This is a genomic window from Endothiovibrio diazotrophicus, from assembly GCF_054657215.1.
In genome coordinates this window covers 59,781-83,110 of the sequence record NZ_BAAHXB010000012.1, presented here as the reverse complement: position 1 = coordinate 83,110, position 23,330 = coordinate 59,781, and the positions used below count along the sequence as shown (strand labels likewise).

The 23,330-nt window shown below is 70.6% G+C and carries 18 protein-coding genes; 16 read left to right on the top strand and 2 right to left on the bottom strand.

The genetic code is table 11. The features are described from left to right. The first annotated feature begins 97 nt into the window (after positions 1–97). The 13 genes from ACYQ2W_RS05480 (at position 98) to ACYQ2W_RS05420 (ending at position 11,617) form a co-directional block, all read left to right on the top strand. Positions 98–292: a hypothetical protein gene (locus ACYQ2W_RS05480; protein ID WP_459864031.1), complete on the top strand. Its 195-nt coding sequence runs from the start codon at positions 98–100 to the stop codon at positions 290–292. 38 nt (positions 293–330) lie between these two features. Continuing rightward, positions 331–513: a PLDc N-terminal domain-containing protein gene (locus tag ACYQ2W_RS05475; protein WP_459864029.1), complete on the top strand. Its 183-nt coding sequence runs from the start codon at positions 331–333 to the stop codon at positions 511–513. Positions 514–624: 111 nt separating this feature from the next. Further along, positions 625–1,974, top strand: a complete 1,350-nt coding sequence (locus ACYQ2W_RS05470; RefSeq protein ID WP_459864027.1) for a DUF2254 domain-containing protein — start codon at positions 625–627, stop codon at positions 1,972–1,974. 22 nt (positions 1,975–1,996) lie between these two features. Next, entirely contained in the window at positions 1,997–3,466 is a 1,470-nt protein-coding gene (gene atpD, locus ACYQ2W_RS05465) for a F0F1 ATP synthase subunit beta (RefSeq protein WP_459864025.1), read from the top strand. Next, positions 3,450–3,845, top strand: a complete 396-nt coding sequence (locus ACYQ2W_RS05460; protein ID WP_459864023.1) for a F0F1 ATP synthase subunit epsilon — start codon at positions 3,450–3,452, stop codon at positions 3,843–3,845. Before atpD ends, ACYQ2W_RS05460 begins: the two co-directional genes overlap by 17 nt. Further along, entirely contained in the window at positions 3,838–4,176 is a 339-nt protein-coding gene (locus tag ACYQ2W_RS05455; RefSeq protein ID WP_459864021.1) for an AtpZ/AtpI family protein, read from the top strand. Before ACYQ2W_RS05460 ends, ACYQ2W_RS05455 begins: the two co-directional genes overlap by 8 nt. Then, on the top strand, positions 4,169–4,531 hold the full coding sequence (locus ACYQ2W_RS05450) for an N-ATPase subunit AtpR (RefSeq protein WP_459864019.1): 363 nt from the start codon (positions 4,169–4,171) through the stop codon (positions 4,529–4,531). The genes ACYQ2W_RS05455 and ACYQ2W_RS05450 overlap by 8 nt, the downstream gene beginning before the upstream one ends. Beyond that, positions 4,521–5,204, top strand: coding sequence for a F0F1 ATP synthase subunit A (locus ACYQ2W_RS05445; RefSeq protein ID WP_459864017.1), 684 nt, complete (start codon positions 4,521–4,523; stop codon positions 5,202–5,204). Before ACYQ2W_RS05450 ends, ACYQ2W_RS05445 begins: the two co-directional genes overlap by 11 nt. Before the next feature lie 18 nt (positions 5,205–5,222). Continuing rightward, positions 5,223–5,504, top strand: a complete 282-nt coding sequence (locus ACYQ2W_RS05440) for a F0F1 ATP synthase subunit C (protein ID WP_459864015.1) — start codon at positions 5,223–5,225, stop codon at positions 5,502–5,504. A 46-nt stretch (positions 5,505–5,550) separates the two neighbouring features. Continuing rightward, the gene (locus tag ACYQ2W_RS05435) at positions 5,551–6,408 is read left to right on the top strand and encodes a F0F1 ATP synthase subunit delta (protein ID WP_459864013.1); all 858 of its coding nucleotides are present in this window, start codon (positions 5,551–5,553) and stop codon (positions 6,406–6,408) included. Continuing rightward, positions 6,401–8,002 (top strand): alternate F1F0 ATPase, F1 subunit alpha, encoded by a 1,602-nt coding sequence (locus tag ACYQ2W_RS05430; RefSeq protein WP_459864011.1) that lies wholly within the window; start codon positions 6,401–6,403, stop codon positions 8,000–8,002. Before ACYQ2W_RS05435 ends, ACYQ2W_RS05430 begins: the two co-directional genes overlap by 8 nt. Next, positions 7,999–8,880, top strand: a complete 882-nt coding sequence (locus ACYQ2W_RS05425; RefSeq protein WP_459864009.1) for a F0F1 ATP synthase subunit gamma — start codon at positions 7,999–8,001, stop codon at positions 8,878–8,880. The genes ACYQ2W_RS05430 and ACYQ2W_RS05425 overlap by 4 nt, the downstream gene beginning before the upstream one ends. Positions 8,881–9,022: 142 nt before the next feature. Further along, positions 9,023–11,617: a chemotaxis protein CheB gene (locus ACYQ2W_RS05420; RefSeq protein WP_459864007.1), complete on the top strand. Its 2,595-nt coding sequence runs from the start codon at positions 9,023–9,025 to the stop codon at positions 11,615–11,617. A gap of 66 nt (positions 11,618–11,683) precedes the next feature. On the opposite strand, the gene ACYQ2W_RS05415 is transcribed toward ACYQ2W_RS05420, so the two are convergent. Both ACYQ2W_RS05415 and ACYQ2W_RS05410 read right to left on the bottom strand, forming a co-directional pair. Further along, positions 11,684–12,463: a Crp/Fnr family transcriptional regulator gene (locus ACYQ2W_RS05415; RefSeq protein ID WP_459864005.1), complete on the bottom strand. Its 780-nt coding sequence runs from the start codon at positions 12,461–12,463 to the stop codon at positions 11,684–11,686. After that, on the bottom strand, positions 12,460–13,035 hold the full coding sequence (locus ACYQ2W_RS05410; protein WP_459864003.1) for a PAS domain S-box protein: 576 nt from the start codon (positions 13,033–13,035) through the stop codon (positions 12,460–12,462). Before ACYQ2W_RS05410 ends, ACYQ2W_RS05415 begins: the two co-directional genes overlap by 4 nt. 324 nt (positions 13,036–13,359) lie before the next feature. On the opposite strand from ACYQ2W_RS05410, the gene ACYQ2W_RS05405 reads away from it, so the two are divergent. The 3 genes from ACYQ2W_RS05405 to ACYQ2W_RS05395 all read left to right on the top strand — a co-directional run bounded on the left by ACYQ2W_RS05405 (position 13,360) and on the right by ACYQ2W_RS05395 (position 23,113). After that, a complete protein-coding gene (locus ACYQ2W_RS05405) occupies positions 13,360–13,530 on the top strand; it encodes a hypothetical protein (protein ID WP_459864002.1) in 171 nt (56 codons plus the stop codon). A 3-nt stretch (positions 13,531–13,533) separates the two neighbouring features. Then, positions 13,534–14,154 carry a PAQR family membrane homeostasis protein TrhA gene (trhA, locus tag ACYQ2W_RS05400; protein WP_459864000.1) on the top strand — a complete coding sequence of 207 codons (621 nt, stop codon included), beginning with the start codon at positions 13,534–13,536 and terminating at the stop codon, positions 14,152–14,154. A 205-nt stretch (positions 14,155–14,359) separates the two neighbouring features. Next, positions 14,360–23,113 (top strand): glycoside hydrolase family 94 protein, encoded by an 8,754-nt coding sequence (locus tag ACYQ2W_RS05395; protein ID WP_459863998.1) that lies wholly within the window; start codon positions 14,360–14,362, stop codon positions 23,111–23,113. The last annotated feature ends 217 nt before the right edge of the window (positions 23,114–23,330 follow it).

The following is a 23,330-nucleotide window of genomic DNA, read 5'->3' as shown; positions in this document are numbered from 1 at the left end:
AGGCTGTCGGACTTAGGATGAATCGGCCATGAATTTGACGACAAGTGAACGGGGTGTCCGCCTACGGCGGTCACCGCAACAACGGGAGTACAGGATCATGAAACCTTTTGAAAGTATCGGCGCGGCCCTAGTCACCGGCGCGCTGCTGTTGGCGCTCTCGGGCTGCGAGAATCATGAAGGGCCGGCGGAGAAGGCGGGCAAGCAGCTCGACACCGCGGTCGAGGATATCGGAGAGAAAATGGATCAGGCCGGTGACGAGATCAAAGAGGCGGTGGACGGCGACAAGCGCTGATCGGGCGCCGGTCGGCGCCCCCAACCGGGAGGGACATCATGGAACTCAGTGGAATCATCAGCCTGATCGTGGTGATCGCGGATGTCTACGCGATATTGATGATCATGAAAAGCGCGGCGCGGGACGTCGAAAAGTTGATCTGGGTGGTAGTGGTGCTGCTGCTGCCGCTGATCGGCGTCATCGTCTGGTACCTGGCGGGGCCGGGCAAGAAGCCGTTCTGAACCGGGCCCGGGCGACACCGCACGCGCCATGGGTTCTTGCGGCCAAACGCTCCGCCCGCGGAAAGGTGCTTCATGCGCACCGTCACTCACCTGCCTGGAGACTGCTGATCGGTGAACCGGTTACGGCAACTGTGGGGTGATCTGCGATCGAGCTTCTGGTTTACGCCTTCGCTGATCGTCGTCACGAGCATCCTCTTCGCGGGCGCGTTGATCGAAGCCGATTCGGCCTGGAGCGACCAGTGGCTGGCCCGCTGGCCGCGCATGTTCGGGGCCGGTGCGGAAGGGGCACGCCAGCTATTGTCCACGCTCGCCGGTTCGATGATGACCGTTATGGGCATCACCTTCTCCATGACCCTGCTGGCGCTGGCGCTCGCTTCGAGCCAATACACCTCGCGTATCCTGCGCAACTTCATGCGCAACCGCGTCACGCAGGTCACGCTCGGGACGTTCGCCGGCATCTTCGTCTATTGCCTGATCGTGTTGCGTACCATTCGCGGGGGTGAGGCGGAGTTCGTGCCGAGCACGGCGGTGTTTTTCGCCTTTTTCATGGCGGTCGGCGGGGTCGGCGTGCTCATCTTCTTCATTCATCACATCGCCTCGTCGATCCAGGCGTCCACCATCATCGCCTCGGTGGCACAAGAGACCCTCTCCGCCATCGAACGGCAGTTTCCGCAAGAATCGGCACTCGAGCCCGACGAACAAGCGGCCCGGGGCGACCCGCTGCTTCGATCCGCGGACCAACGGAGTTGGTACCCGGTGCCGGCCGACCTGAGCGGCTACATACAGAGCGTGGATCACGATGTCCTCCTGGGCCTGGCGCGAGAGTGGAGGACCGTCGTGCGGATGGAGCGCGGCATCGGCGCGTTCGTCGTGCGGGATACCGCGTTGGTCTCGCTCGCCCTCACCTTCCCGCCGTGTCACGCGATGATCGCCGCGCTGAACGGGGCTTACAGCATCGGCCGCCACCGCACGATCGAGCAGGACCCCGCTTTCGGTATCCGGCAGATTGTCGATGTCGCCTTGAAGGCCCTCTCGCCGGGGATCAACGACACCTCGACGGCGGTGATGTGCGTCGACTATCTGTCGGCGGTGCTGGCTCGGCTGAGCTGCCGGCAACTCCCGCCATCACGATGCTACGACGGAGAGACGCTGCGTGTGATCACCATCGCCCCGACCTTCGAAGGTATGCTGAGCGCGGCGTTCGACCCGATTCGGCGTGGCGCCGAAGGCAATGTCGCCATCATGGAGCGTGTGCTCGGTGCCGTCGAAACCATCGCCGGCCTGACGCTCGATCCGCGCCACCATCGAGCACTCGACGAACAGGTGGAACGGATCGCCGAGCTGGCCGATCGCACCATCGGATCCGCCCATGATCGCGCGCAGATCGAATCGCGGGTGGCGCACGCACGCAAGGCGCTCGAAACCGAGCCCGCGATGCGTCCCGAAAAGGCACGGGCCTGATATCTTGGAGCCCAAACGGAAAATGGCAGAGGACATGGCGGACATCCCCCTTTCAGCCGATTCCGGCGTGATCGTCGCGGTGCGCGGCAGCGTCGTCGATGTGCGCTTCGATGGACCGTTGCCGCCGATATACACGGTGCTGCGGACGGGCGCGCGGAGAGAGATCGTCATCGAGGTGCTGGCGCAACTGGATGCCCATCGGGTGCGCGGGATCGCCTTGACGCCCACCCGCGGACTGGCGCGCGGGATGGCGGTGGCCGACTCCGGCGGGCCGTTGAAGATGCCGGTGGGCAAGACCATCCTCTCGCGCATGTTCGACGTCTTCGGCAACACCATCGACCGCGAGGCGGCGTTGACCGATGTCCAATGGCGCTCCGTGCATCGGGCGCCGCCGCCGCTGGCGCGGCGCTCCACCCGGTCCGAAGTGTTTGCCACCGGCATCAAGATCATCGACGTGCTGATGCCGCTGGAGCGCGGCGGCAAGGCGGGCCTGTTCGGCGGGGCCGGGGTGGGCAAGACGGTGCTGCTCACCGAGATGATCAACAACATGGTCGGGCAACACGAAGGCGTGAGCATCTTCTGCGGCATCGGCGAGCGCTGTCGCGAAGGCGAGGAGCTGTACCGCGACATGAACGCGGCGGGCGTGTTGCGCAACATGGTGATGGTGTTCGGCCAGATGAACGAACCACCGGGGGCGCGTTTCCGCGTCGGCCATGCCGCGCTGACCATGGCGGAGTATTTCCGCGACGACGAGCATCGCGACGTGCTGCTGCTGATCGACAATATCTTTCGCTTCATCCAGGCCGGCATGGAGGTCTCCGGCCTGATGGGGCAGATGCCCTCGCGCCTCGGCTATCAGCCGACCATGAGCACCGAGTTGTCGCAACTGGAAGAGCGCATCGCCAATACGGATGCCGGGGCCATCACCTCGATCCAGGCGGTATATGTGCCGGCGGACGACTTCACCGATCCGGCGGCGGTGCATACCTTCTCGCATCTCTCCGCCTCCATCGTGCTCTCGCGCAAGCGGGCGAGTGAAGGTCTCTACCCGGCGATCGACCCGTTGCAGTCCAACTCCAGGATGGCCACTCCGGGCATCGTCGGCGAACGGCATTACGCCCTGGCGCAGGAGGTCCGGCGCACCCTCGCGCAATACACCGAACTCAAGGACATCATCGCCATGCTCGGCCTGGAGCAGCTCTCCCCGGCGGACCGCAAGGTGGTCGCCCGTGCCCGCCGCCTGGAGCGTTTTTTCACTCAGCCCTTCTTCACCACCGAACAGTTCACCGGTCTCACCGGTAAGCTGGTCGACTTGGAGCAGGCGCTGGATGGCTGTGAGCGCATCCTGCGCGATGAATTCAAGGACTACCCGGAGAGCGCGCTCTACATGATCGGGGCGGTGGACGAGGCGAAGGAGAAGGCGCCGAGCGGCCTGCCCGCGGGCTCCGCCAAATCCGCGTCACCGAGCGTGGCCGATGCCGATGAATCTTAAGATCCTGCTGCCGTTCCAGGTCTTCGCCGAGCGGGCCGGCGTGTCGCGCATCGTCGCGGAGACGCCCGAGGGCGCGTTCGGACTGCTGCCCCGGCGGCTCGATTGCGTGGCGGCGCTCACGCCGGGGATCCTCACCTACGAAACCGAGGATGAAGGGGAGGTCTACGTGGCGGTGGACGAAGGGGTGCTGGTCAAGAGCGGCGCGGAGGTGGTGATCTCCGTGCGCCGGGCGCTGGGTGGAACGGATCTCGGCCGGTTGCGCGATGCGGTGGAGCGGGAGTTTCTGACCCTGGACGAGCAGGAGCGGAGCGTGAGGTCGGTGTTGGCGAAGATGGAAGGCGAACTGGTTCGCCGCATGGCGGGATTTCACGATGAGTGAGGAGAGCCGGAATCGGCCGCCCAAGCCGAATCCGTCGCTCGGACAGACGGTCGGCGCGAAGGCGGCGCGCAAGCTCAAGGCCCGGCGCAACGCCGCACCGGGCGTCTGGTTCGGCCTGGGCATGATGGGACTGATCGGCTGGTCGGTGGCGATACCGACGCTGCTCGGCGCGGCGCTCGGCCTGTGGCTGGACCAGCGCTATCCCGGCGGCCGCTCCTGGACACTGGCCCTGCTGGTGGCCGGACTGGCCATCGGCTGTTTCAATGCGTGGCATTGGGTCGCCAAGGAGGAGCGGGCGATGCGCGACGAGCAGGAGAATCACCATGAGTGATGCGGCCACTGAAGCGGCCAGTGAAGCGGTCAGCGAAGCGCTGATGGCGGCGCCGGCACTGATATCGGCGGTGGCGGCGGGCCTGTTGCTCGGCGCGTTTTTCTTCGGCGGACTCTGGTGGACGGTGCGCAAGGGCCTCACGGCAAGGCAGCCGGCGCTGCTGTTTTCGGCCAGCCTGTTGCTCCGCGGCACGGTCGCCGTCGCCGGCTTTTATCTGCTCGGCGACGGTCACTGGCAGCGGCTGCTCGCCGGTCTGCTCGGATTCTTCATGGCGCGGCTGCTGATCACGCGGTTCGCCGGCCCGCCGGCCGAACCCCGCGACGCCGCCGCGAAGGAGGCCGGCCATGCACCTTAGCCCCGACGAGATGATCTTCTGGCAATACGGGTTCTTCAAGCTCAACGCGACCATCGTGTTCACCTGGGGATTGATGCTGGTGCTGGTGGTCGGCTCGATGCTGGTCACCCGCCGACTCTCCAAGGGACTGAAGCGCTCGCGCTGGCAGAACCTGCTGGAGGTCGTCGTCACCACCATCGAGAAACAGATCGGGGAGGTGGGCCTGCGTGAGCCGCGCAAATACCTCGGCTTTCTCGGCACCCTGTTCCTGTTCGTCGCCCTCTCCGCGCTGTGTACCGTGTTTCCCGGCTTCGAACCCCCGACCGGCTCGCTCTCGACCACCCTGGCCCTGGCGCTCTGCGTGCTGGTCGCGGTGCCGCTGTTCGGCATCGAAGGGCAGGGCCTGCGCGGCCATCTCCAGTCCTACATCGAGCCGACCGTCATCATGCTGCCGTTCAACCTGATCAGCGAGGTTTCGCGCACCCTGGCCCTGGCGGTCCGCCTGTTCGGCAACATGATGAGCGGCGCGATGATCCTCGGCATCCTCCTCAGCATCACGCCCCTCGTCTTTCCGGTGGTGATGACCGTACTCGGCCTGCTCACCGGCATGGTGCAGGCCTATATCTTCTTTATCCTGGCCGCGGTGTACATCGCGGCGGCCACGCAGATTCGCCAGCCGAAGTCCGCGCCTTAAACCCGTATAGGAGACACCATGGACAGTATGACGATCATCGCGATGGTATCCATCATCACCGCCGGCCTGACCATCGCCATCGGGGTGACCGGCCCCTCGCTCGGCGAGGGGCGCGCGGTGGCCACCGCGCTGACCTCGCTGGCGCAGCAGCCCGACGCCTCGGCCACCATCACCCGCACCCTGTTCGTCGGCCTGGCGATGATCGAGTCCACGGCGATCTACTGCTTCGTGGTCTCGATGATCCTCCTCTTCGCCAATCCGTTCTGGAACCTCGCCATCGCCGGGGGGGTAGGGAACTGATGGACTGCCCCGCGATGAATGGCCCTTCCAGCGGGGCGGTACGGTAATGCTCATCGACTGGTTCACCGTCGGCGCGCAGTTGCTCAACTTCCTCGTCCTGGCGTGGTTGCTGAAGCGCTTTCTGTACCGTCCGATCCTCGATGCCCTCGACGCGCGGGAGCGGCGGATCGCCGCCGAACTCGCCGACGCCGACGCCAAACGGGCCGCGGCCGACGAGGAGCGCGAGGCGTTCCGGCGCAGGAACGAGGCCTTCGACCGGCAGCGCGCCGAGCGGTTGAGCCAGGCGACCGATGAGGCGAAGGCGGAGCGTCAACGGTTGCTGGACGACGCGCGGCGGGCCGTCGATACCTTGAAGGCCACGCGGATGGAGGCGTTGCGCAACGATACGCACAACCTCCATCAGGCCATCGCCCGGCGGACCCGGCAGGAGGTGTTCGCCATCGCGCGCAAGGCGCTGGCCGATCTCGCCACGGCGAGTCTGGAAGAGCGTATGGGTGAGGTGTTCACGCGCCGCCTGCGAGCGCTCGACGGCGAGGCCCGGGAGGTGTTCGCCGAGGCGCTGAGGACGGCCGACGGACCGGCGCGGGTGCGCAGCGCGTTCGAGCTGCCCGAGGCGTCGCGCCTGGCGATACGAAACGCGCTCGACGAAACCTTCTCCGCCGAAATCGACGTCACCTTCGAGACCGATGCGGAGCTGATCAGCGGGATCGAACTCGCCACCCATGGGCAGATGGTGGGCTGGAGCATCGGGGATTATCTCGTGTCGCTGGAGCGCGGCGTCGACGAACTGCTGAAATCGCAATCCAAGCCGGAGATCAACGCCGGGGCTGTCACCGGCTCCGAAACCGGCCCCGAAACCGGCTCGGAAACCGGGGCCGGACCGGAACAGGGCGCCCGTGAATAGCGAACCCGACAGCCTCCAGCACACCTTCGACCGCGTCTTTGCCGGGATCGGCCGGGCGCGGGAAGCCTTCACGCCGCAACTGCGCCCGCGGGAAGTCGGCACCGTCACCAGTATCGCCACCGGTATCGCGAAGGTCTCCGGCCTGCCGGGCGTGGGTTTCGATGAGGTGCTGAAGTTTCCCGGCGACCGCTACGGCATCGCCTTCAACGTCGACGAAGACGAGATCGGCGTCGTCCTGCTGGGCGACTACTGGCAGCTGCATGCGGGCGATGTGGTCGAACGCCGGGGGCATGTGGTCGATGTCCCGGTGGGCGACGGGTTGATCGGGCGCATCATCAATCCGATGGGGCGGCCGCTGGACGGCGGCGGTCCGCTGCTTTCCGGGGCGCGCCTGCCCGTCGAACGTCCCGCCGCGCCGATCATGGACCGCGCGCCGGTCACCGTGCCGTTGCAGACCGGCATCAAGGTCGTCGACGCGCTCGTCCCGGTCGGGCGCGGCCAGCGCGAGTTGATCCTCGGCGACCGGCAGACCGGCAAGACCGCGGTGGCCCTCGACACCATCCTCAACCAGCGCGATCAAGCGGTGCTGTGCGTCTATTGCGCCATCGGCCAGCGCGCATCCGGGGTGGCCAAGGTGATCGCCACCCTGCGCGAGAAGGGCGCGCTGGACTACACCGTGGTGGTCGTCACCGAAGGCAACGATCCGCCCGGCCTCACCTATATCGCGCCCTACGCCGCGACCAGCATCGCCGAGTATTTCATGCACCGGGGCCGGGACGTGCTGATCGTCTACGACGATCTCACCCACCACGCGCGCGCCTACCGCGAGCTGTCGCTGCTGTTGCGCCGCCCGCCGGGCAGGGAGGCCTTTCCCGGCGACATCTTCTACATCCACTCGCGGCTGCTGGAGCGCGCGACCCACCTGCGCCCGGAGCTCGGCGGCGGCTCGCTGACCGCGCTGCCGATTATCGAAACCGAGGCGGAGGACATCTCCGCCTATATCCCGACCAACCTGATCTCGATCACCGACGGGCAGGTCTACCTCTCGCCGTCGCTGTTCGAATTGGGTGTGCTGCCCGCGGTCGACGTCGGCAAATCGGTTTCGCGCGTCGGCGGCAAGGCGCAACGCGCGGCCTACCGTGCGGTCGCCGGCGACCTCAAGCTCGCCTACGCCCAGTTCGAGGAGCTGGAGACCTTCGCCCGCTTCGGCGCCCGCCTGGATGAGGCGACGCGCGCGATCATCGAGCACGGACGGCGCATCCGCGCCTGCCTCAAGCAGCCCGAATTCGCCCCGGTGCCGGTGCCCGCGCAGATCGCCATCCTGCTCGCGCTGAGCGCGGGGCTCTTCGACCCGGTGCCGCTCGAACGGATGGGCAGCGCCGAGCAGGCCGTGCGCACGGCGGCGACGGAGATCCCGGATGAAGTGATCGAGCGACTGGCGGGCGCCGGGCCGTTGAGCGACGAGGATCGCGAAACGATCATCGGGATCGCCCGTCGGGCGCTCGCTCCCTTCCAGCCGCCGCCCGCCCCCGGTCCCGACCCCGGTCCCGACCCCGGCCCCGAAGCGCCGGAAACGGAAGCGGAGCCGGCGTGAGCAACACCACGGCGAGCCTGCGGCGAAAGATCGGCAGCGCCGGAGACCTCCAGTCCGTCGTCCGCACGATGAAGGCGATGGCCGCCTCGAACATCGGCCAATACGAGCAATCGGTACGCGCCTTGGCCGACTACGCGCGCAGCGTGGAGCTGGGCCTGAGCGTCTGTTTCCGCAAAATCACGCCGGCGGCGCAGGTTGAGATCGAGGCGCGTCGCGGGGACGGGGCGGTAGGCGCGATCGTCTTCGGTTCGGATCAGGGGCTGGTGGGCCGGTTCAACGACGTGGTAGCCGACTACGCCTTGGCGTCCCTCGCCGCGCTGCCGGGAACACCGCTGATCTGGGCCGTCGGCGAGCGGGTACAGGCCCGCCTGGTGGACGCCGGATCGCCGTTGGCGGGCTCCTTCGCCATACCGAACACGGTCAAGGCGATCACCCCGCTGGTCGGCCGGATTCTGCTGGAGAGTGAGGCGCACTACGGCCGGGGGGCCATCGGCGAACTCCATCTTTTCCACAACCGGCCCACCTCCGGCGCGATCCATGAACCCGTCCGGCAGCGGCTGCTGCCGCTGGATGAGACCTGGCGGCGCGAACTCGGCGCGCGCTCCTGGCCGACGAAGAACCTGCCGGAGGTCATCGGCGGCGACACCGAGACCTTACGCGCGCTCATCCGCGAGTATCTCTTCGTCTCCCTGTTCAGGGCCTGCGCCGAGTCCCTCGCCAGCGAGAACGCGAGCCGCCTGGCGGCGATGCAACGCGCGGAGAAAAACATCGGCGAGTTGCTGGAGGCGCTCAACGGGTCGTTCCACCGGTTGCGCCAGCGTGGCATCGATGAGGAGCTGTTCGACGTGATTTCCGGATTCGAAGCGCTGTCGGGCTAATGGAGCGCCGGCCGGGAGGGGGGTAGAATCCGCGCGGTGCGTCGAAGAGCGGGATCGCTCCGCCGGGCCGGAAAAGTCAGCGACGGCCCGCCAATCCGGTGAAAGGCGCCGTTCCCGAATCGTCGATCGTGCCGAGCATCCCATGACCGCAGACCAGCCCTCCCCTTCTCGCCGCCAAGCCGGCGCCAAGCAACCCGATCTCCCGGCGGAGGATCTCGCGGCGACCCGCTCCGGGGCCTTCCCCATCGTCGGCATCGGCTGCTCGGCCGGCGGCCTCGAAGCCCTGGAGAAGTTCCTCACCCACCTGCCCGGCGACGGCGCGCCGGCGCTGGTGGTGGTCCAGCACCTCGCGCCGGATCACGACAGCACCCTGCCGGAGCTGCTGCAGCGCTTCACCCCGCTGGAGGTGACCAGCGCCGCCGACGGCATGGTCGTGCAGCCGGGCCGGGTCTACGTCATCCCGCCCAACAAGGATCTCTCGCTGCTCCACGGCCGGCTCCGCCTGCTCGAACCGGTCGCGCCGCGCGGGCTGCGGCTGCCGATCGACTTCTTCCTCCGCGCCCTCGCCGAGGACCGGGGCGAGCGGGCGATCGGCGTGATCCTCTCGGGCATGGGCTCCGACGGCGTCCTGGGCCTGCGTGCGATCCGCGAGAAGAACGGCCTGACCCTGGCCCAGGAGCCCACCAGCGCCCAGTCCGAGGGCATGCCGCGCAGCGCCATCGAGGCCGGCGTGGCCGAGATCGTCGGCCCGCCCGAGTCCCTGCCGGGGCGGATCATCGACTACCTCCGCCACCCCGCCCACGAGCTGTGGCAGGAGACGCCGCACACCACCGACATCCTCAGCGCCCTGGACAGGATCGTCATCCTGCTGCGCGACCACAGCGGCAACGACTTCTCCCTCTACAAGAGCAATACCCTCTACCGCCGGATCGAGCGACGCATGGCGGTGCACCAGTTCGCCGGCCTGGACGACTACGTGCGTTACCTGCGCGGCACGCCGCAGGAGCTGGACCTGCTGTTCAAGGAGCTGCTGATCGGCGTGACCCGCTTCTTCCGCGACGCGCCGGTGTGGGAGACCCTGCGCGACGAGGGGCTCCCGCGCCTGCTGGCGCGCCACCCCGGCGGCGGCGCCCTGCGCGCCTGGGTGCCCGCCTGCTCCACCGGCGAGGAGGCCTATTCGCTCGCCATCGTCTTCAGCGAGGCGCTGGCGAGACTCGCGCCGAACGCCCGCTTCACCCTGCAGATCTACGCCACCGACCTCGACCCCGACGCCATCACGCGGGCGCGCAAGGGGCTCTACCCCGACAACATCGCCGCCGACGTCTCGGCCGAACGGCTGGCCCGCCACTTCGTCGCCGAGGAGGGCGGCGGCTACCGCGTCGCCACGGAGATTCGCGAAATGGTGGTGTTCGCGCCGCAGAACGTCATCTCCGACCCCCCCTTCACCAAGCTCGATCTGCTCTGCTGCCGCAATCTCCTGATCTACTTCGGCGCCGAACTCCAGAAGCAGCTGCTGCCGCTGTTCTATTACGCCCTCAACCCGAACGGGCTGCTGCTGCTCGGCAACGCCGAGACCATCGGCAACTACAACCACCTGTTCGCGCCGCTCCAGCGCGAGGCCCGCCTGTTCGAACGCCTCGATCAGCCGCTGTCGGTGATGGAGCTGCGCTTTCCCGACAAGGCGCCGCACCCCAACCACGAGGGCGCCGGCCTGTCCCGCGAGGCGGGCGTCGAAGACCTCGGCCGGCTCACCGACCAGCTGATCCAGCAGCACTTCGCGCCCGCCGCCGTGCTGGTCAACGCCGACGGCGACATCCTCTACATCAGCGGCCGCACCGGCAACTATCTCGAACCGGCCGCCGGCAAGAGCAACATGAACCTCCACGCCATGGCGCGCGAGGGGCTGCGCGAGGCGCTGATCGGCGTGATCCACATGGCGCTGAAGGAGCCGCAGCCGATCCAGCTCAACGGCCTGCGGGTCGGCACCAACGGCGGCACCCGGCGGGTGGACGTGACCGTGCAGGCGGTCGAACGGCCCGCGGCCCTGCGCGGGCGGGTGATCGTGGTGTTCAAGGATGCACCGACGCCGCCGCAGCGGCACCGCGCCGGGCAGCAGGCCGCGGACGACAACTGCCCGGTGCTGGAGCAGGAGCTGCGCCAGACCCGCGAGGCGCTCCAGGTGACCCAGGAGGAGATGCAGACCACGGTGGAGGAGCTGCGCTCGAGCAACGAGGAGCTGCAATCGACCAACGAGGAGTTGCAATCGACCAACGAGGAGCTGACCACCTCCAAGGAGGAGCTGCAATCGCTCAACGAGGAGCTGCAGACGGTGAACGCCGAGCTGCAATCCAAGGTCGACGACCTGACCTGGGTGCGCAACGACATGGCGAACCTGCTCAACAGCACCGAGATCGCCACCATCTTCCTCGACAACAAGATGCGGCTGCGCCGCTTCACCACCCACGCCACCAAGCTGTTCAAGCTCATCGCGGGCGACGTCGATCGCCCGCTCTCCCACGTCGTCACCGACCTCGACTACCCGCAGTTGAAGGACGACGCGCTGGAGGTGCTGCGCACGCTGGTGTTCCGGGAAAAGGTGGTCGCCACCTTCGACGGCCGCTGGTACCGGGTGCGCATCATGCCCTACCGCACCCAGGAGAACGTCATCGACGGGGTGGTGATCACCTTCATCGACATCACCGAGATCAAGTTGTTGGAGGCGGAGTTGCGCGGGTAGGAGCCTGTCGGACTATGGGGGATCGAGCTGCGTGGGTGGGGCCGCTATCCCGCTTCCGCCGCCGATTCATCCTAAGTCCGACAGCCTCCCAGACAACAGGCGGTCGCTCTCCGCCTTCACCACCGAATAGCATTCGCAGGCGCGCGCCTCCAGCCCCGCCCGGTCGCGCACGGTGATGTGGCCGCGGCGGTAGTCGATCACGCCGGCCCGGTGCAGGCTGCCGGCGACCTCGGTAATCCCCTCCCGGCGTACGCCGAGCAGGTTGGCGATCTGCTCCTGGGTGGTGATCAGCTCGTCGCCGGGCAGGCGGTCCAGCCGCAGCAGCAGCCAGCGGCACATCTGCTGCGCCACCGAATGGAAGCGGTTACACACCGCCGTCTGCGCCATCTGGGTCAGCAGCGCCTGGACATAGCGCAACAGCAGCGGCTGCAGGGCGGCGGGGCCGGACCCCGCCGCGGCGCGGCGGAACGCCTCCTTCAGCAGCCGTCCCTCGACGCGGTAGCCGTGGCCCGCGCTCTGCGTCACGGCGAAGGCGGTGGTGACGTCGCAGCCCATCAGCAGCGAGGCGCCGACCATGCCGTCGTTGCCGATCACGGCGATCTCGGCCGACGCCCCGTTCTCCAGGACATAGAGCAGCGAGACGATGGCGGTGGTGGGGAAATAGACGCGATGGAACGGACGGGCCGGTTCGAGCAGCGTCTCGCCGGCCGGCATCGGGACCCACTCCAGGCGGGGCGCAAGCCACGCCAACTCCTCCGCCGGCAGGGCGGCGAGAAGCCGGTTGCCACGGGGATCGTGAGCGCGTTCGGGGATCTCGCTCCTCCCTGTTCTCCCCGGTGGACTCACGTCGCGCGATCCTTCGCCCGCCGGATCTGATCGATATCGAACAGGGTGAGACGGAGCTGCGGGGGGCCCTCGGCCGGTTCGTAGCGCCGGCAGGAGAGATAGGCCTCGAAGGGGGTGCCGTCGGCCCGCACCATGCCGACGACGCAGGCCTGCTCCTCGAGCCCCGGGCGATCCATGACGTCGAGAAAGACGCGCTGCCAGCGGTCGCCATCGGCCGGCGAGACGAAACGTCCCAGACGGCTGCGGATCAGTTTCGCGCGTTCGATGCCCAGCAGCGTCGCCCCCTTCGGGTTGCTCTCGGTGATCACGCCGTCGCGGCAGACGGTGAGGAGGCCCATCGGGGACGACTCGCAGCACTCCGCATAGCGGTCCCGCGCCTCCTCCAGCGAGGCGTGGGCCCGGCGCAGCTCCTCGATCTGCATCTCCAGCTCGACCTTGTGGACGAGCAACTCATGCAGCATCACATCGGCGGGCCGCGCCCTCTCCCGCGCGGGGGAGATCGCGGCGACCACCTGGTCCGCCTCGGTTCTCAGCGTCTGCCGGCGCTCCACCCAATCCTTTTCGCGGCTCATGTCGCCCACCCCCGACGCGGCCCGTTCGGTCGGCAGCGAACGGCGTTTGGAGCGAAGCGGGAATACAGGCTGTTCATCGGCAGGGTGCTCTGGTGTGACCGGGCCGGTTGGGGACGTCGGCCGTTCTTCGGATGGTCGTGGCGGGGGGGCGGGGTCGGATGGTCTCAGCATAGCAGAGCGCTCGGGTCGCGCTCCCCGGGGCGGCAATGTGCGCCAGCAGACAGACGGTAGCGCGGGGGCGGCGTATGTTTGCGGGTCGGAGGAGCGATCCAACGCGCATCGCGGGAGGACGATCTGCCGACCCGTTCCGGAGGGGAGAACGCCATGGACCTCAGCGGCGTCGGCGGCTTCGTCATCCTGGTCGTGGACCTCTATGTGATCTTGATGACGGCGCGAAGAGCGGGAAAGGCCCAAGCGTGGATCTGGGGGGGATTGGTGCTCTTTCTGTCGCTGACCGGCGTCGCTGTCTGGTACCTCGCGGGACCCGCGGTCTGAACCATGATGAGCCGTGCAGAGAGACTCAACACCTTGACCCATCTCCTCGGGGCCGTGCTGGCACTCGCCGGGAGCATCGTGCTGGTGGTGGTGGCGGTGCGGGACGGCGATCCGTGGAAGGTGGCGAGCGTCTCGGTCTACGGCTCGACACTGGTGTTCCTGTACGGCGTATCCACCCTCTACCACGCCGCGAGCGGGAGTCCCAAGGAGACGCTGCGCAAGCTGGACCACCTCGGCATCTATCTGCTCATCGCCGGCAGCTACACCCCGTTCTGCGTGGTGACCTTGCGCGGCACCCCGGGCTGGACGCTGCTGGGAATGGTGTGGGGGCTCGCGGTGCTGGGCAGTTTGCAGGAGCTGCGACCGCACAGCGGACCGCGCATCCTCCCGGTGGTGGTCTACGTCGTGATGGGGTGGGCCGCCCTGGCGGCGCTGGATCCGCTCCTGATCGCGTTGGGCACGCGCGGGTTCGCCTGGCTCGCGATCGGCGGACTGTTCTACACGATCGGCGTCGTCTTCTATGCGCTCGACCGCCGCATTCCCCACGGGCACGCCATCTGGCACCTGTTCGTGGTCGCCGGAAGCGCGACGCAATACGCCGTGGTGCTGCGCCACGTCCTTTGATTCGGTCTCCGCCGAACCGATGGTGAAGAGATTCGACACGGCGGGAAGTGAAGATTGGACGCCATCTGTGCGGTAGCGCACGGATGGCGCTTTCCGTTGTGGATAGCCTAGGGCTGCCCGCCCCACACCTCGGAGAGTCCACCATCACCGCCCCCGACCAATCCCCTTCCACGCCCGCCGCGCCGCGCCGCGGCCACACCTCCCCATGAGGGCGGAGCTGCTCCGCCTGTGGCACCGGGTGCGCCTCCGCAGAAACGTTCGCGGCGCGGCGGGTGCGCCGGACGAGCCGCCGCCGCTGCGCGCCGAGCTGTTCGGCATCGAGCAGATGGAGCAGCACGGCGCGCACCTGGCCGCGCTCCACCGGCTGCTGCCGGGACCGGCGCCGGAGCGGCTGCTGTCGCGGCTGGCGGCCAACGCGGGGGTGCTCGACGCGACCCGCGACCGGCTGAGCGCGGCGGTCGCCGCGGGCCATCGCATCACCCCCGCCGGCGAGTGGCTGCTCGACAACGCGCCGCTGCTCGACGAGCAGGTGCGCACCGCCCGGCGCCACCTGCCGCCGGGCTACAGCCGGCAGTTGCCGTGCCTCGCCGAGGGGCCCTCCGCCGGGCTGCCGCGGGTCTACGACCTCGCCCTGGCGGCGATCGCCCACGGCGACGGGCGGGTCGAGGCGGAGAGCCTCGGCCGCTTCGTCGCGGCCTATCAGCAGGGCGCCCCGCTGCGCCTCGGCGAGCTGTGGGCGATCCCGATCATGCTGCGCCTGGCGCTGCTCGAAAACCTGCGCCGGGTGGCGGTGGGCGTCGCCGCCGGCCGCGCCGAGCGGGACCTCGCCGTCACCTGGGCGGAGCGGCTGATGGCGGTCGCCCGCCGCGACCCGAAGAGCCTGATCGTGGTGATCGCCGACATGGCGCGCTCGAATCCGCCGATGACCACGCCGTTCGTCTCCGAGCTGGCGCGCCGCCTGCAAGGGCAGGGGCCGGCGCTGGCCCTGCCGCTGACCTGGATCGAGCAGCAGTTGGCCGAGTCGGGGCTGAGCATCGAGCGGCTGGTGCACGCCGGAAACCGCCAGCAGGCGGCCGACCAGGTCTCGGTCGGCAACAGCATCGGCAGCCTGCGTCTGCTCGGGACGATGGACTGGCGCGAGTGCGTCGAGGCGATGAGCGGGGTCGAGCGGACCCTGCACGGCGATCCGGCGGCGGCCTACCCGGCGATGGACTTCGCCAGCCGCGACCGCTACCGCCACGTCGTCGAGGCGCTGGCCAGGGCCGCCGGGCTCGCCGAGGAGGCGGTGGCGGAACAGGCCGTAGGGCTGGCGCGGGCGGCGGCCGCGCGCCTCGGCAGCGACGACCGCGCGGCCCACGTCGGCTACTACCTGATCGACCGCGGCCGAATCGCGCTGGAGCGGGCCGCCGGGGTGCGCCTCGGACCGCTCGCCGCGCTGCGCCGCGGCGCCGGCCGCCGGCCGCTGGTGCTCTACCTGGGGGCGATCGCGCTGCTCGCCCTGCCGCCGGCCGCCGGCCTGCTCGCCGCGGCGCGGGCGGACGGTGTCGCCACGGCGCTGTTGGCGCTGCTCGCCCTGCCCGCGCTGCTCGCCGCCGGGCAACTGGCGGTGGCGCTGGTGAACGGACTGGCCGGCCTGCTGGCCACCCCCCACCCGCTGCCGCGGATGGACTTCTCCAGCGGCATCCCGGCCGCCTCGCGCACCCTGGTGGCGATCCCCTCCCTGCTCAGCGACCGGCACGCCGTCATCCGCCTGGCCGAGGCGCTGGAGGTGCGCTTCCTGGCCAACCGCGACGACCATCTGCACTTCGCGCTGCTCACCGACTTCACCGACGCCGCCACGGAACAGACGCCGCGGGACGGGCCGCTGCTGACCCTGGCACAGGCGCGCATCGAGGCGCTCAACGCGCGCTACGCCGAGGGCGGCGACGACCGCTTCTTCCTGCTCCACCGGCCCCGCCGCTGGAACCCCCACGACCGTCTCTGGATGGGCTACGAGCGCAAGCGCGGCAAGCTGGGGGAGCTCAACGCGCTGCTCCTCGACGGTTGCCGCGACGGCTTCTCGCGGGTGGTCGGGCGCACCGCGGCGCTCGCCGGGACGCGCTACGTGATCACCCTCGACAGCGACACCCAGTTGCCGCGGGGTGCCGCCCACCAACTGGTCGGCGCCATGGCGCACCCGTTGCACCGCCCGCTCTACGACCCGGCGCTGGGCCGGGTGAGCGCCGGCTACGGCATCCTCCAGCCGCGGGTGAGCGCGAGCCTGCCGGGGGAGGGGCAGTCGCGCTATGCCCGACTGCACGGCGGTGAGCCGGGCATCGACCCCTACACCCGCGCGGTCTCCGACCTCTATCAGGACCTCTTCCGGGAGGGGTCGTTCATCGGCAAGGGGATCTACGACGTCGCCGCCTTCGAGCAGTCGCTGGGCGGGCGCTTCGCCGAGAACCGGATCCTCAGCCACGACCTGCTGGAGGGGTGCCACGCCCGCGCCGGGCTGGTCAGCGACGTGCAGCTCTACGAGGAGTTCCCGGCGCGCTACGCCGCCGACGCCGAGCGCCGCCACCGCTGGATCCGCGGCGACTGGCAGCTCGCCCCCTGGCTGCTGCCGTGGGTGCCCGGCGCCGACCGGCGCTGGCACGGCAATCCGCTCTCCGCGCTGTCGCGCTGGAAGCTGCTCGATAACCTGCGCCGCAGCCTGGTGCCGGCGGCGCTGATCGCGCTGCTGCTGTTCGGCTGGCTGCGCGCCGCGTCGGCCGCCGGCTGGACCGCGGCGCTGCTCGGCGTGCTGCTGCTGCCGCCGCTGCTGGCGGCGCTGCCGGCGCTGCTCCGCCGGCCCGACGACAGCCGGCCGGGCCGCCACCTCGGCGCCGTCGCCGCCGCCCTCGGCCAGCGCCTGGCGCAGGCCGGCTTCACCCTGGCGCTGCTGCCCCACGAGGCGCTCTACAGCCTGGACGCGCTGCTGCGCACCCTCTGGCGGCTGCTGGTCAGCCGGCGGCGGCTGCTCGAGTGGCGCCCCTCCGGCGAGCGGGAGCGGCCCGGCCAGGGCGGGCTCGCCGCCGCCTGGCGCACCCTGGCGGTCGGCCCCGCCCTGGCGCTCGCCACCGCCGCCGCCCTGGCGCTGCTCCAGCCGGCCGCACTGCCGGTGGCGGGCCCGATCCTGCTGCTGTGGCTCACCTCCCCGCTGCTCGCCTGGTGGAGCAGCCGGCCGCCGGCGCGCCGCGAGCCCGCGCTGAGCGCCGCCGAACGGCGCTTCCTCGGCCGGGTCGCGCGCCGCACCTGGGCCTTCTTCGAGACCTTCGTCGGCCCGCGCGAGCACTGGCTGCCGCCGGACAACTTCCAGGAGTACCGCGACGCCCGGGTGGCCCACCGCACCTCGCCCACCAACATCGGGCTGGCGCTGCTCGCCAACCTCTCCGCCCACGACTTCGGCTACCTCCCAACCGGGCCGCTGCTCGAACGCACCGCCGGCACCCTGGAGACGATGGCGGGGCTCACGCGCCACCGCGGCCACTTCCTCAACTGGTACGACACCCGCACCCTGCGGCCGCTGCCCCCGGCCTACGTCTCGACGGTGGACAGCGGCAACCTGGCCGGCCACCTGCTGACCCTGCGGCCGGGGCTGCTGGCGCTGGCCGAGCAGCCGATCCTGGCGCCGCGCTGGCGGCAGGGGCTGGGCGATACCCTGGCGGTGCTGAGCGAGGCGGCGGAGAGCGCCGCGCCGGCCGCGCGGCGGCGCTTCCGGCGGCGGCTGGAGGCGGCGGGCGATCCGCCGGCGGCCACCCCGGCGGAGGCGCTGCAGCACCTGGAAGAACTGATCGAGGCCGCGCAGGCGGTCGTCGCCGGGGTGGACGACGAGCGGAACGGGGAGACGGGCGACGACCCCGGCGGAGAGGCCCACTGGTGGGCGCAGGCGCTGCTCGGCCAGTGCCGGGCGCTGCGCGACGAGCTGCTCTTCCTCGCCCCGTGGGCCGTGCTGCCGGCGGCGCCCGAAGGGCCCGAGCGGCTCCCCGGCCCCCCCGGCCTGGCGGCGCTTCCGACCCTGCGCGCCCTGGCGGAGTTCGACGCGCCGCCGCCGGTTCCCAACCCGTCGACGGGCCCGGCGGCGTCCGCGCGGGCGGCGTGGCTGGCCGAGCGGCAGCGCCTCGTCGGTCTCGGCGGCGAGCGCGCCCGGGCGCGTCTGGCGACCCTCCGCCGACTGGCCGCGCAGGCCGGCGGCTTCGCCGAGATGGAGTACGGCTTCCTCTACGACCGCGCCTCGCACCTGCTGAGCATCGGCTACAACGTCGACGAGCAGCGGCGCGACGCCGGCAGCTACGACCTGCTCGCCTCCGAGGCGCGCCTCGGGGTCTTCGTCGCCATCGCCCAGGGTCAGCTGCCCCAGGAGGGCTGGTTCGCCCTCGGCCGGCGCCTCACCCGCGCCGGCGGCGAGCCGGTGCTGCTCTCCTGGAGCGGCTCGATGTTCGAGTACCTGATGCCGCAGCTGGTGATGCCGGCGTACCGCCACACCCTGCTCGACCAGACCGCCCGCGCCGCGGTGGCGGGGCAGATCGACCACGGCCGGCGCAGCGGCGTGCCGTGGGGCGTCTCCGAATCGGGCTACAACGCGGTGGACGCCCAGCTCAACTACCAGTACCGCGCCTTCGGCGTGCCCGGCCTGGGGATGAAGCGGGGGCTCGCCGAGGACCGGGTGGTGGCCCCCTACGCCTCGGCGCTGGCGCTGATGGTGGCGCCGCAGGCCGCCTGCCGCAACCTGCAACGGCTGGCCACCGCCGGCGCGGCGGGGCGCTACGGTTTCTTCGAGGCGATCGACTACACCCCGGCGCGCCAGCGCCGCGAAGAGACCCACGTGGTGGTGCGCGCCTACATGGCCCACCACCAGGGGATGAGCCTGCTCGCCCTCGCCCACCGCCTGCTCGACCGCCCGATGCAGCGCCGCTTCGTCGCCGAGCCGCGCTTCCAGGCCACCCTGCTGCTGCTCCAGGAGCGCATCCCGCAGGCCTCGGCGCTCGACCTCCACGGCTTCGAGCCGGCCGCCGCGCCGACCGCCACCGCCACCGCGCAGCCGCCGATCCGCGTGCTCGACGACCCCGACACCGCGCAGCCGGAGGTGCAGCTGCTCTCCAACGGCCGCTACCACGTCATGCTCACCCACGCCGGCGGCGGCTACAGCCGCTGGCGCGAGCTGGCGGTGACCCGCTGGCGGGAGGACACCACCCGCGACCCGTGGGGCACCTTCTGCTACCTGCGCGACGTGGAGAGCGGCGCGGTGTGGTCCACCGCCCACCAGCCGACGCGGCGGCGCGGCGAGCGCTACCAGGCGATCTTCTCCGAGGGGCGGGCGGAGTTCCGCCGCCGCGACGGGGATTTCGAGCTGCACACCGACATCGTCGTCTCGCCGGAGGACGACATCGAACTGCGCCGGCTGCGCATCACCCACCGCGGCGACGCGCCGCGGACGATCGAGATCACCAGCTACGCCGAGGTGGTGCTGGCCCCCGCCGCCGCCGACGCGCTGCACCCGGCCTTCAGCAACCTCTTCGTGCAGAGCGAGATCCTCGCGCCGCGCCGCGCCATCCTCTGCACCCGCCGGCCGCGCTCGCGCGACGAGCCGACACCGGCGCTGTTCCACCTGCTGGCGGTGCGCGACGCGGCGGCCGGCGAGACCTCCTACGAGAGCGACCGCGAGCGCTTCATCGGCCGCGGCCGCAGCAGCGCCGCGCCGCAGGCGTTGGCAGCCGCCGGGGCGCTCTCCGGCAGTCACGGCGCGGTGCTCGACCCGGTGATGGCGATCCGCAGCCGGATCACCCTCGCCGCCGGCCAGTCGGTCACCGTCGACCTGGTCTACGGCGTCGGCGAGGACCGCGCGGCGGCCCTCGGACTGGTCGAGAAGTACCAGGACCGCGGCCTCGCCGACCGTGTGTTCGACCTCGCCTGGACCCACGCCCAGGTGGTGCTGCGCCAGATCGACGCCGACCAGGCCGAGGCGCAGCTCTACGCCCGGCTGGCCGGGGCGATCCTCTACGCCCACCCATCGAGGCGCGCCGATCCCGCGCTGCTCGCGCGCAACCGGCGCGGCCAGTCCGGCCTGTGGGGCTACGCCATCTCCGGCGACCTGCCGATCGTGCTGCTGCGCATCGGCGATGCGGCCAACATCGAGCTGGTGCGCCAACTGGTCCAGGCCCACGCCTACTGGCAGCTGAAGGGGCTGGCGGTGGACCTGGTGATCTGGAACGAGGACCGCGCCGGCTACCGCCAGGCGCTGCAGGAGCGGATCCTCGCCCTGGTCGCGGTGGGCCACGACGAGGGCGCGGCGGAGCGCCCCGGCGGCATCTTCGTGCGCCCCCTGGAGCAGGTCCCGGAGGAGGACCGCATCCTCTTCCAGAGCGTCGCCCGGGTGATCCTCGGCGACCGCCGGGGGAGCCTCGCCGAACAGCTCGACCGCCTCGACCCGGCACCGCCGCGGGTGCCCCCGCTGGTGCCCGTGCGGCCCCACCCGGAGGAGCCGCCCGCGGCCTTCGAAACGCCGCGGCGGGAGCTGATCCTGGCCAACGGCCTCGGCGGCTTCACCCCCGACGGGCGCGAGTACGTCATCACCACCGGCGCCGGCGAGGTGACCCCCGCGCCGTGGGTCAACGTGCTCGCCAACCCCCACTTCGGCAGCGTCCTCTCGGAGAGCGGCCAGGCCTACACCTGGGGCGAGAACGCCCACGAGTTCCGCCTCACCCCGTGGCACAACGACCCGGTGACCGATGCGGGCGGCGAGGCCCTCTACCTGCGCGACGAGGAGAGCGGCCAGCTCTGGTCGCCGACCCCGCTGCCGCGGCGCGGCGCCACCCCCTACGTCAGCCGCCACGGCTTCGGCTACAGCGTCTTCGAGCACACCGAGGGCGGCATCCGCTCGGAGCTGTGGGTCTACGTCGCCCGCGACGCGGCGGTCAAGTTCTCGGTGCTCAAGCTGCGCAACGACTCCGGCCGGCCGCGCCGGCTCTCCGCCACCGGCTACGTCGAGTGGGTGCTCGGCGACCTGCGGCCGAAGTCGGCGATGCACGTCGTCACCGAGATCGATCCGGCCGACGGCGCGCTCTACGCGCGCAACCCCTACCACGGCGAATTCCCCGGCCGGGTCGCCTTCTTCGACGTCGACGAGAGCGAGCGCACGGTGACCTGCGACCGCGCCGAATTCATCGGCCGCAACGGCGACCTCGGGAACCCGGCGGCGCTCGCGCGCAGCCACCTCTCCGGCCGGGTGGGCAGCGGCCTCGACCCCTGCGCGGCGATCCAGGTGGGCTTCGCGCTGGCCGCCGGCGAGCAGCGCGAGATCACCTTCCGCCTCGGCCTCGGCGGCGTCGGCGGCGGCGCGCCGGGCGGCGAGGAGGCCGCCCGCCTGGTGCAGCGCTTCCGCGGCCCCGATGCCGCGCGGCGGGCGCTGGAGGCGGTCTGGCACTACTGGAACCACACCCTCGGCGCGGTCCAGGTGGCGACCCCCGAGCCGTCGCTCGACGTGCTGGCCAACGGCTGGCTGCTCTACCAGACCCTGGCCAGCCGGCTGTGGGCGCGCAGCGGCTACTACCAGTCGGGCGGCGCCTTCGGCTTCCGCGACCAGTTGCAGGACGCGATGGCGCTGCTCCACGCCGAGCCGGGCCTGCTGCGCGCCCAACTGCTGCTGTGCGCCGGCCGCCAGTTCGCCGAGGGCGACGTGCAGCACTGGTGGCACCCGCCGGCCGGCCGCGGGGTGCGCACCCGCTGCTCCGACGACTACCTGTGGCTGGCCCTCGCCACCTGCCGCTACGTCGAGGGCAGCGGCGACACCGGCGTGCTGGAGGAGCCGGTCCCCTACCTGGAGGGGCGCCCGCTCAACCCCGGAGAGGACGCCTACTACGACCTCCCCGGCCGCTCCGCGCGGGTCGAGAGCCTCTACCACCACTGCGTGGCGGCGATCCGCCACGGACTCACCCGCGGCCCCCACGGCCTGCCGCTGATCGGCGGCGGCGACTGGAACGACGGCATGAACCGGGTCGGCATCGAAGGCAAGGGAGAGAGCGTCTGGCTCGGCTTCTTCCTCTGCGAGGTGCTGCGCCACTTCGGCGCGCTGGCCGAGCGCCACGGCGACCCGGCGTTCGCCGCGCAGTGCGCCGACGAACGGCGGCGCCTGGGCGAGAACCTCGAGCGCCACGGCTGGGACGGCGCCTGGTACCGCCGCGCCTGGTTCGACGACGGCACCCCGCTCGGCTCGGCGGAGAGCCCCGAGTGCCAAATCGACTCCATCGCGCAGAGCTGGGCGGTACTCTCCGGGGTGGCCGACGACACCCGGGCGCACCGCGCGATGGAGGCGCTGGAGCAGCGGCTGGTGCGCCACGACGACGGCCTCGTGCGGCTGCTCGATCCCCCCTTCGACCGCTCCGCGCTGGACCCCGGCTACATCAAGGGCTACCTGCCGGGGGTGCGCGAAAACGGCGGCCAGTACACCCACGGCGCGATCTGGGCGGCGATGGCCTTCGCCGCGCAGGGGGACAGCGCGCGCGCCTGGGAGCTGACCGGCCTGATCAACCCGGTCAACCACGCCACCACCCGCGAGGCGATCGCCACCTACCGGGTGGAGCCCTACGTGATGGCCGCCGACGTCTACGCGACGGCACCCCACGCCGGCCGCGGCGGCTGGAGCTGGTACACCGGCTCAGCCGGCTGGATGTACCGGCTGGTGCTGGAATCCCTGCTCGGGTTACGGCTGGAGGCCGACCGCCTGCACCTCGCCCCCTGCCTGCCCGCCCACTGGCCGGGGCTGACCATCCACTACCGCTACCGCGAGACGGTCTACCACATCGCCATCACCCAGACGCCGGCCGCCGGCGAGGGACGGGGCGGCGTGGTCCGGGTGACGGTCGACGGCGTCGGACAGCCCGGCGCGACGATCGCGCTGGTCGACGACCGGCGGGAGCATGCGGTGGCGGTGACGGTGCAGTGAATCGGCGACGGGGTTTTCGAGGGCGCCGATCCCCGCCTTGAACTTTCGACGCGCCTCTCGTATAACCCTTTGGTCTTCTTGCTCAGGAGCGTAGCGTCACGAGATGGCGCGGGTAGATAAACGACGCATAAGTCCGCCCTTCGGGATAGACGACGGAATCGTCGCAATGTCCCACGGAGCACCGCAACGGAAGGTCGGGCATCTTTGTGAATGCAAA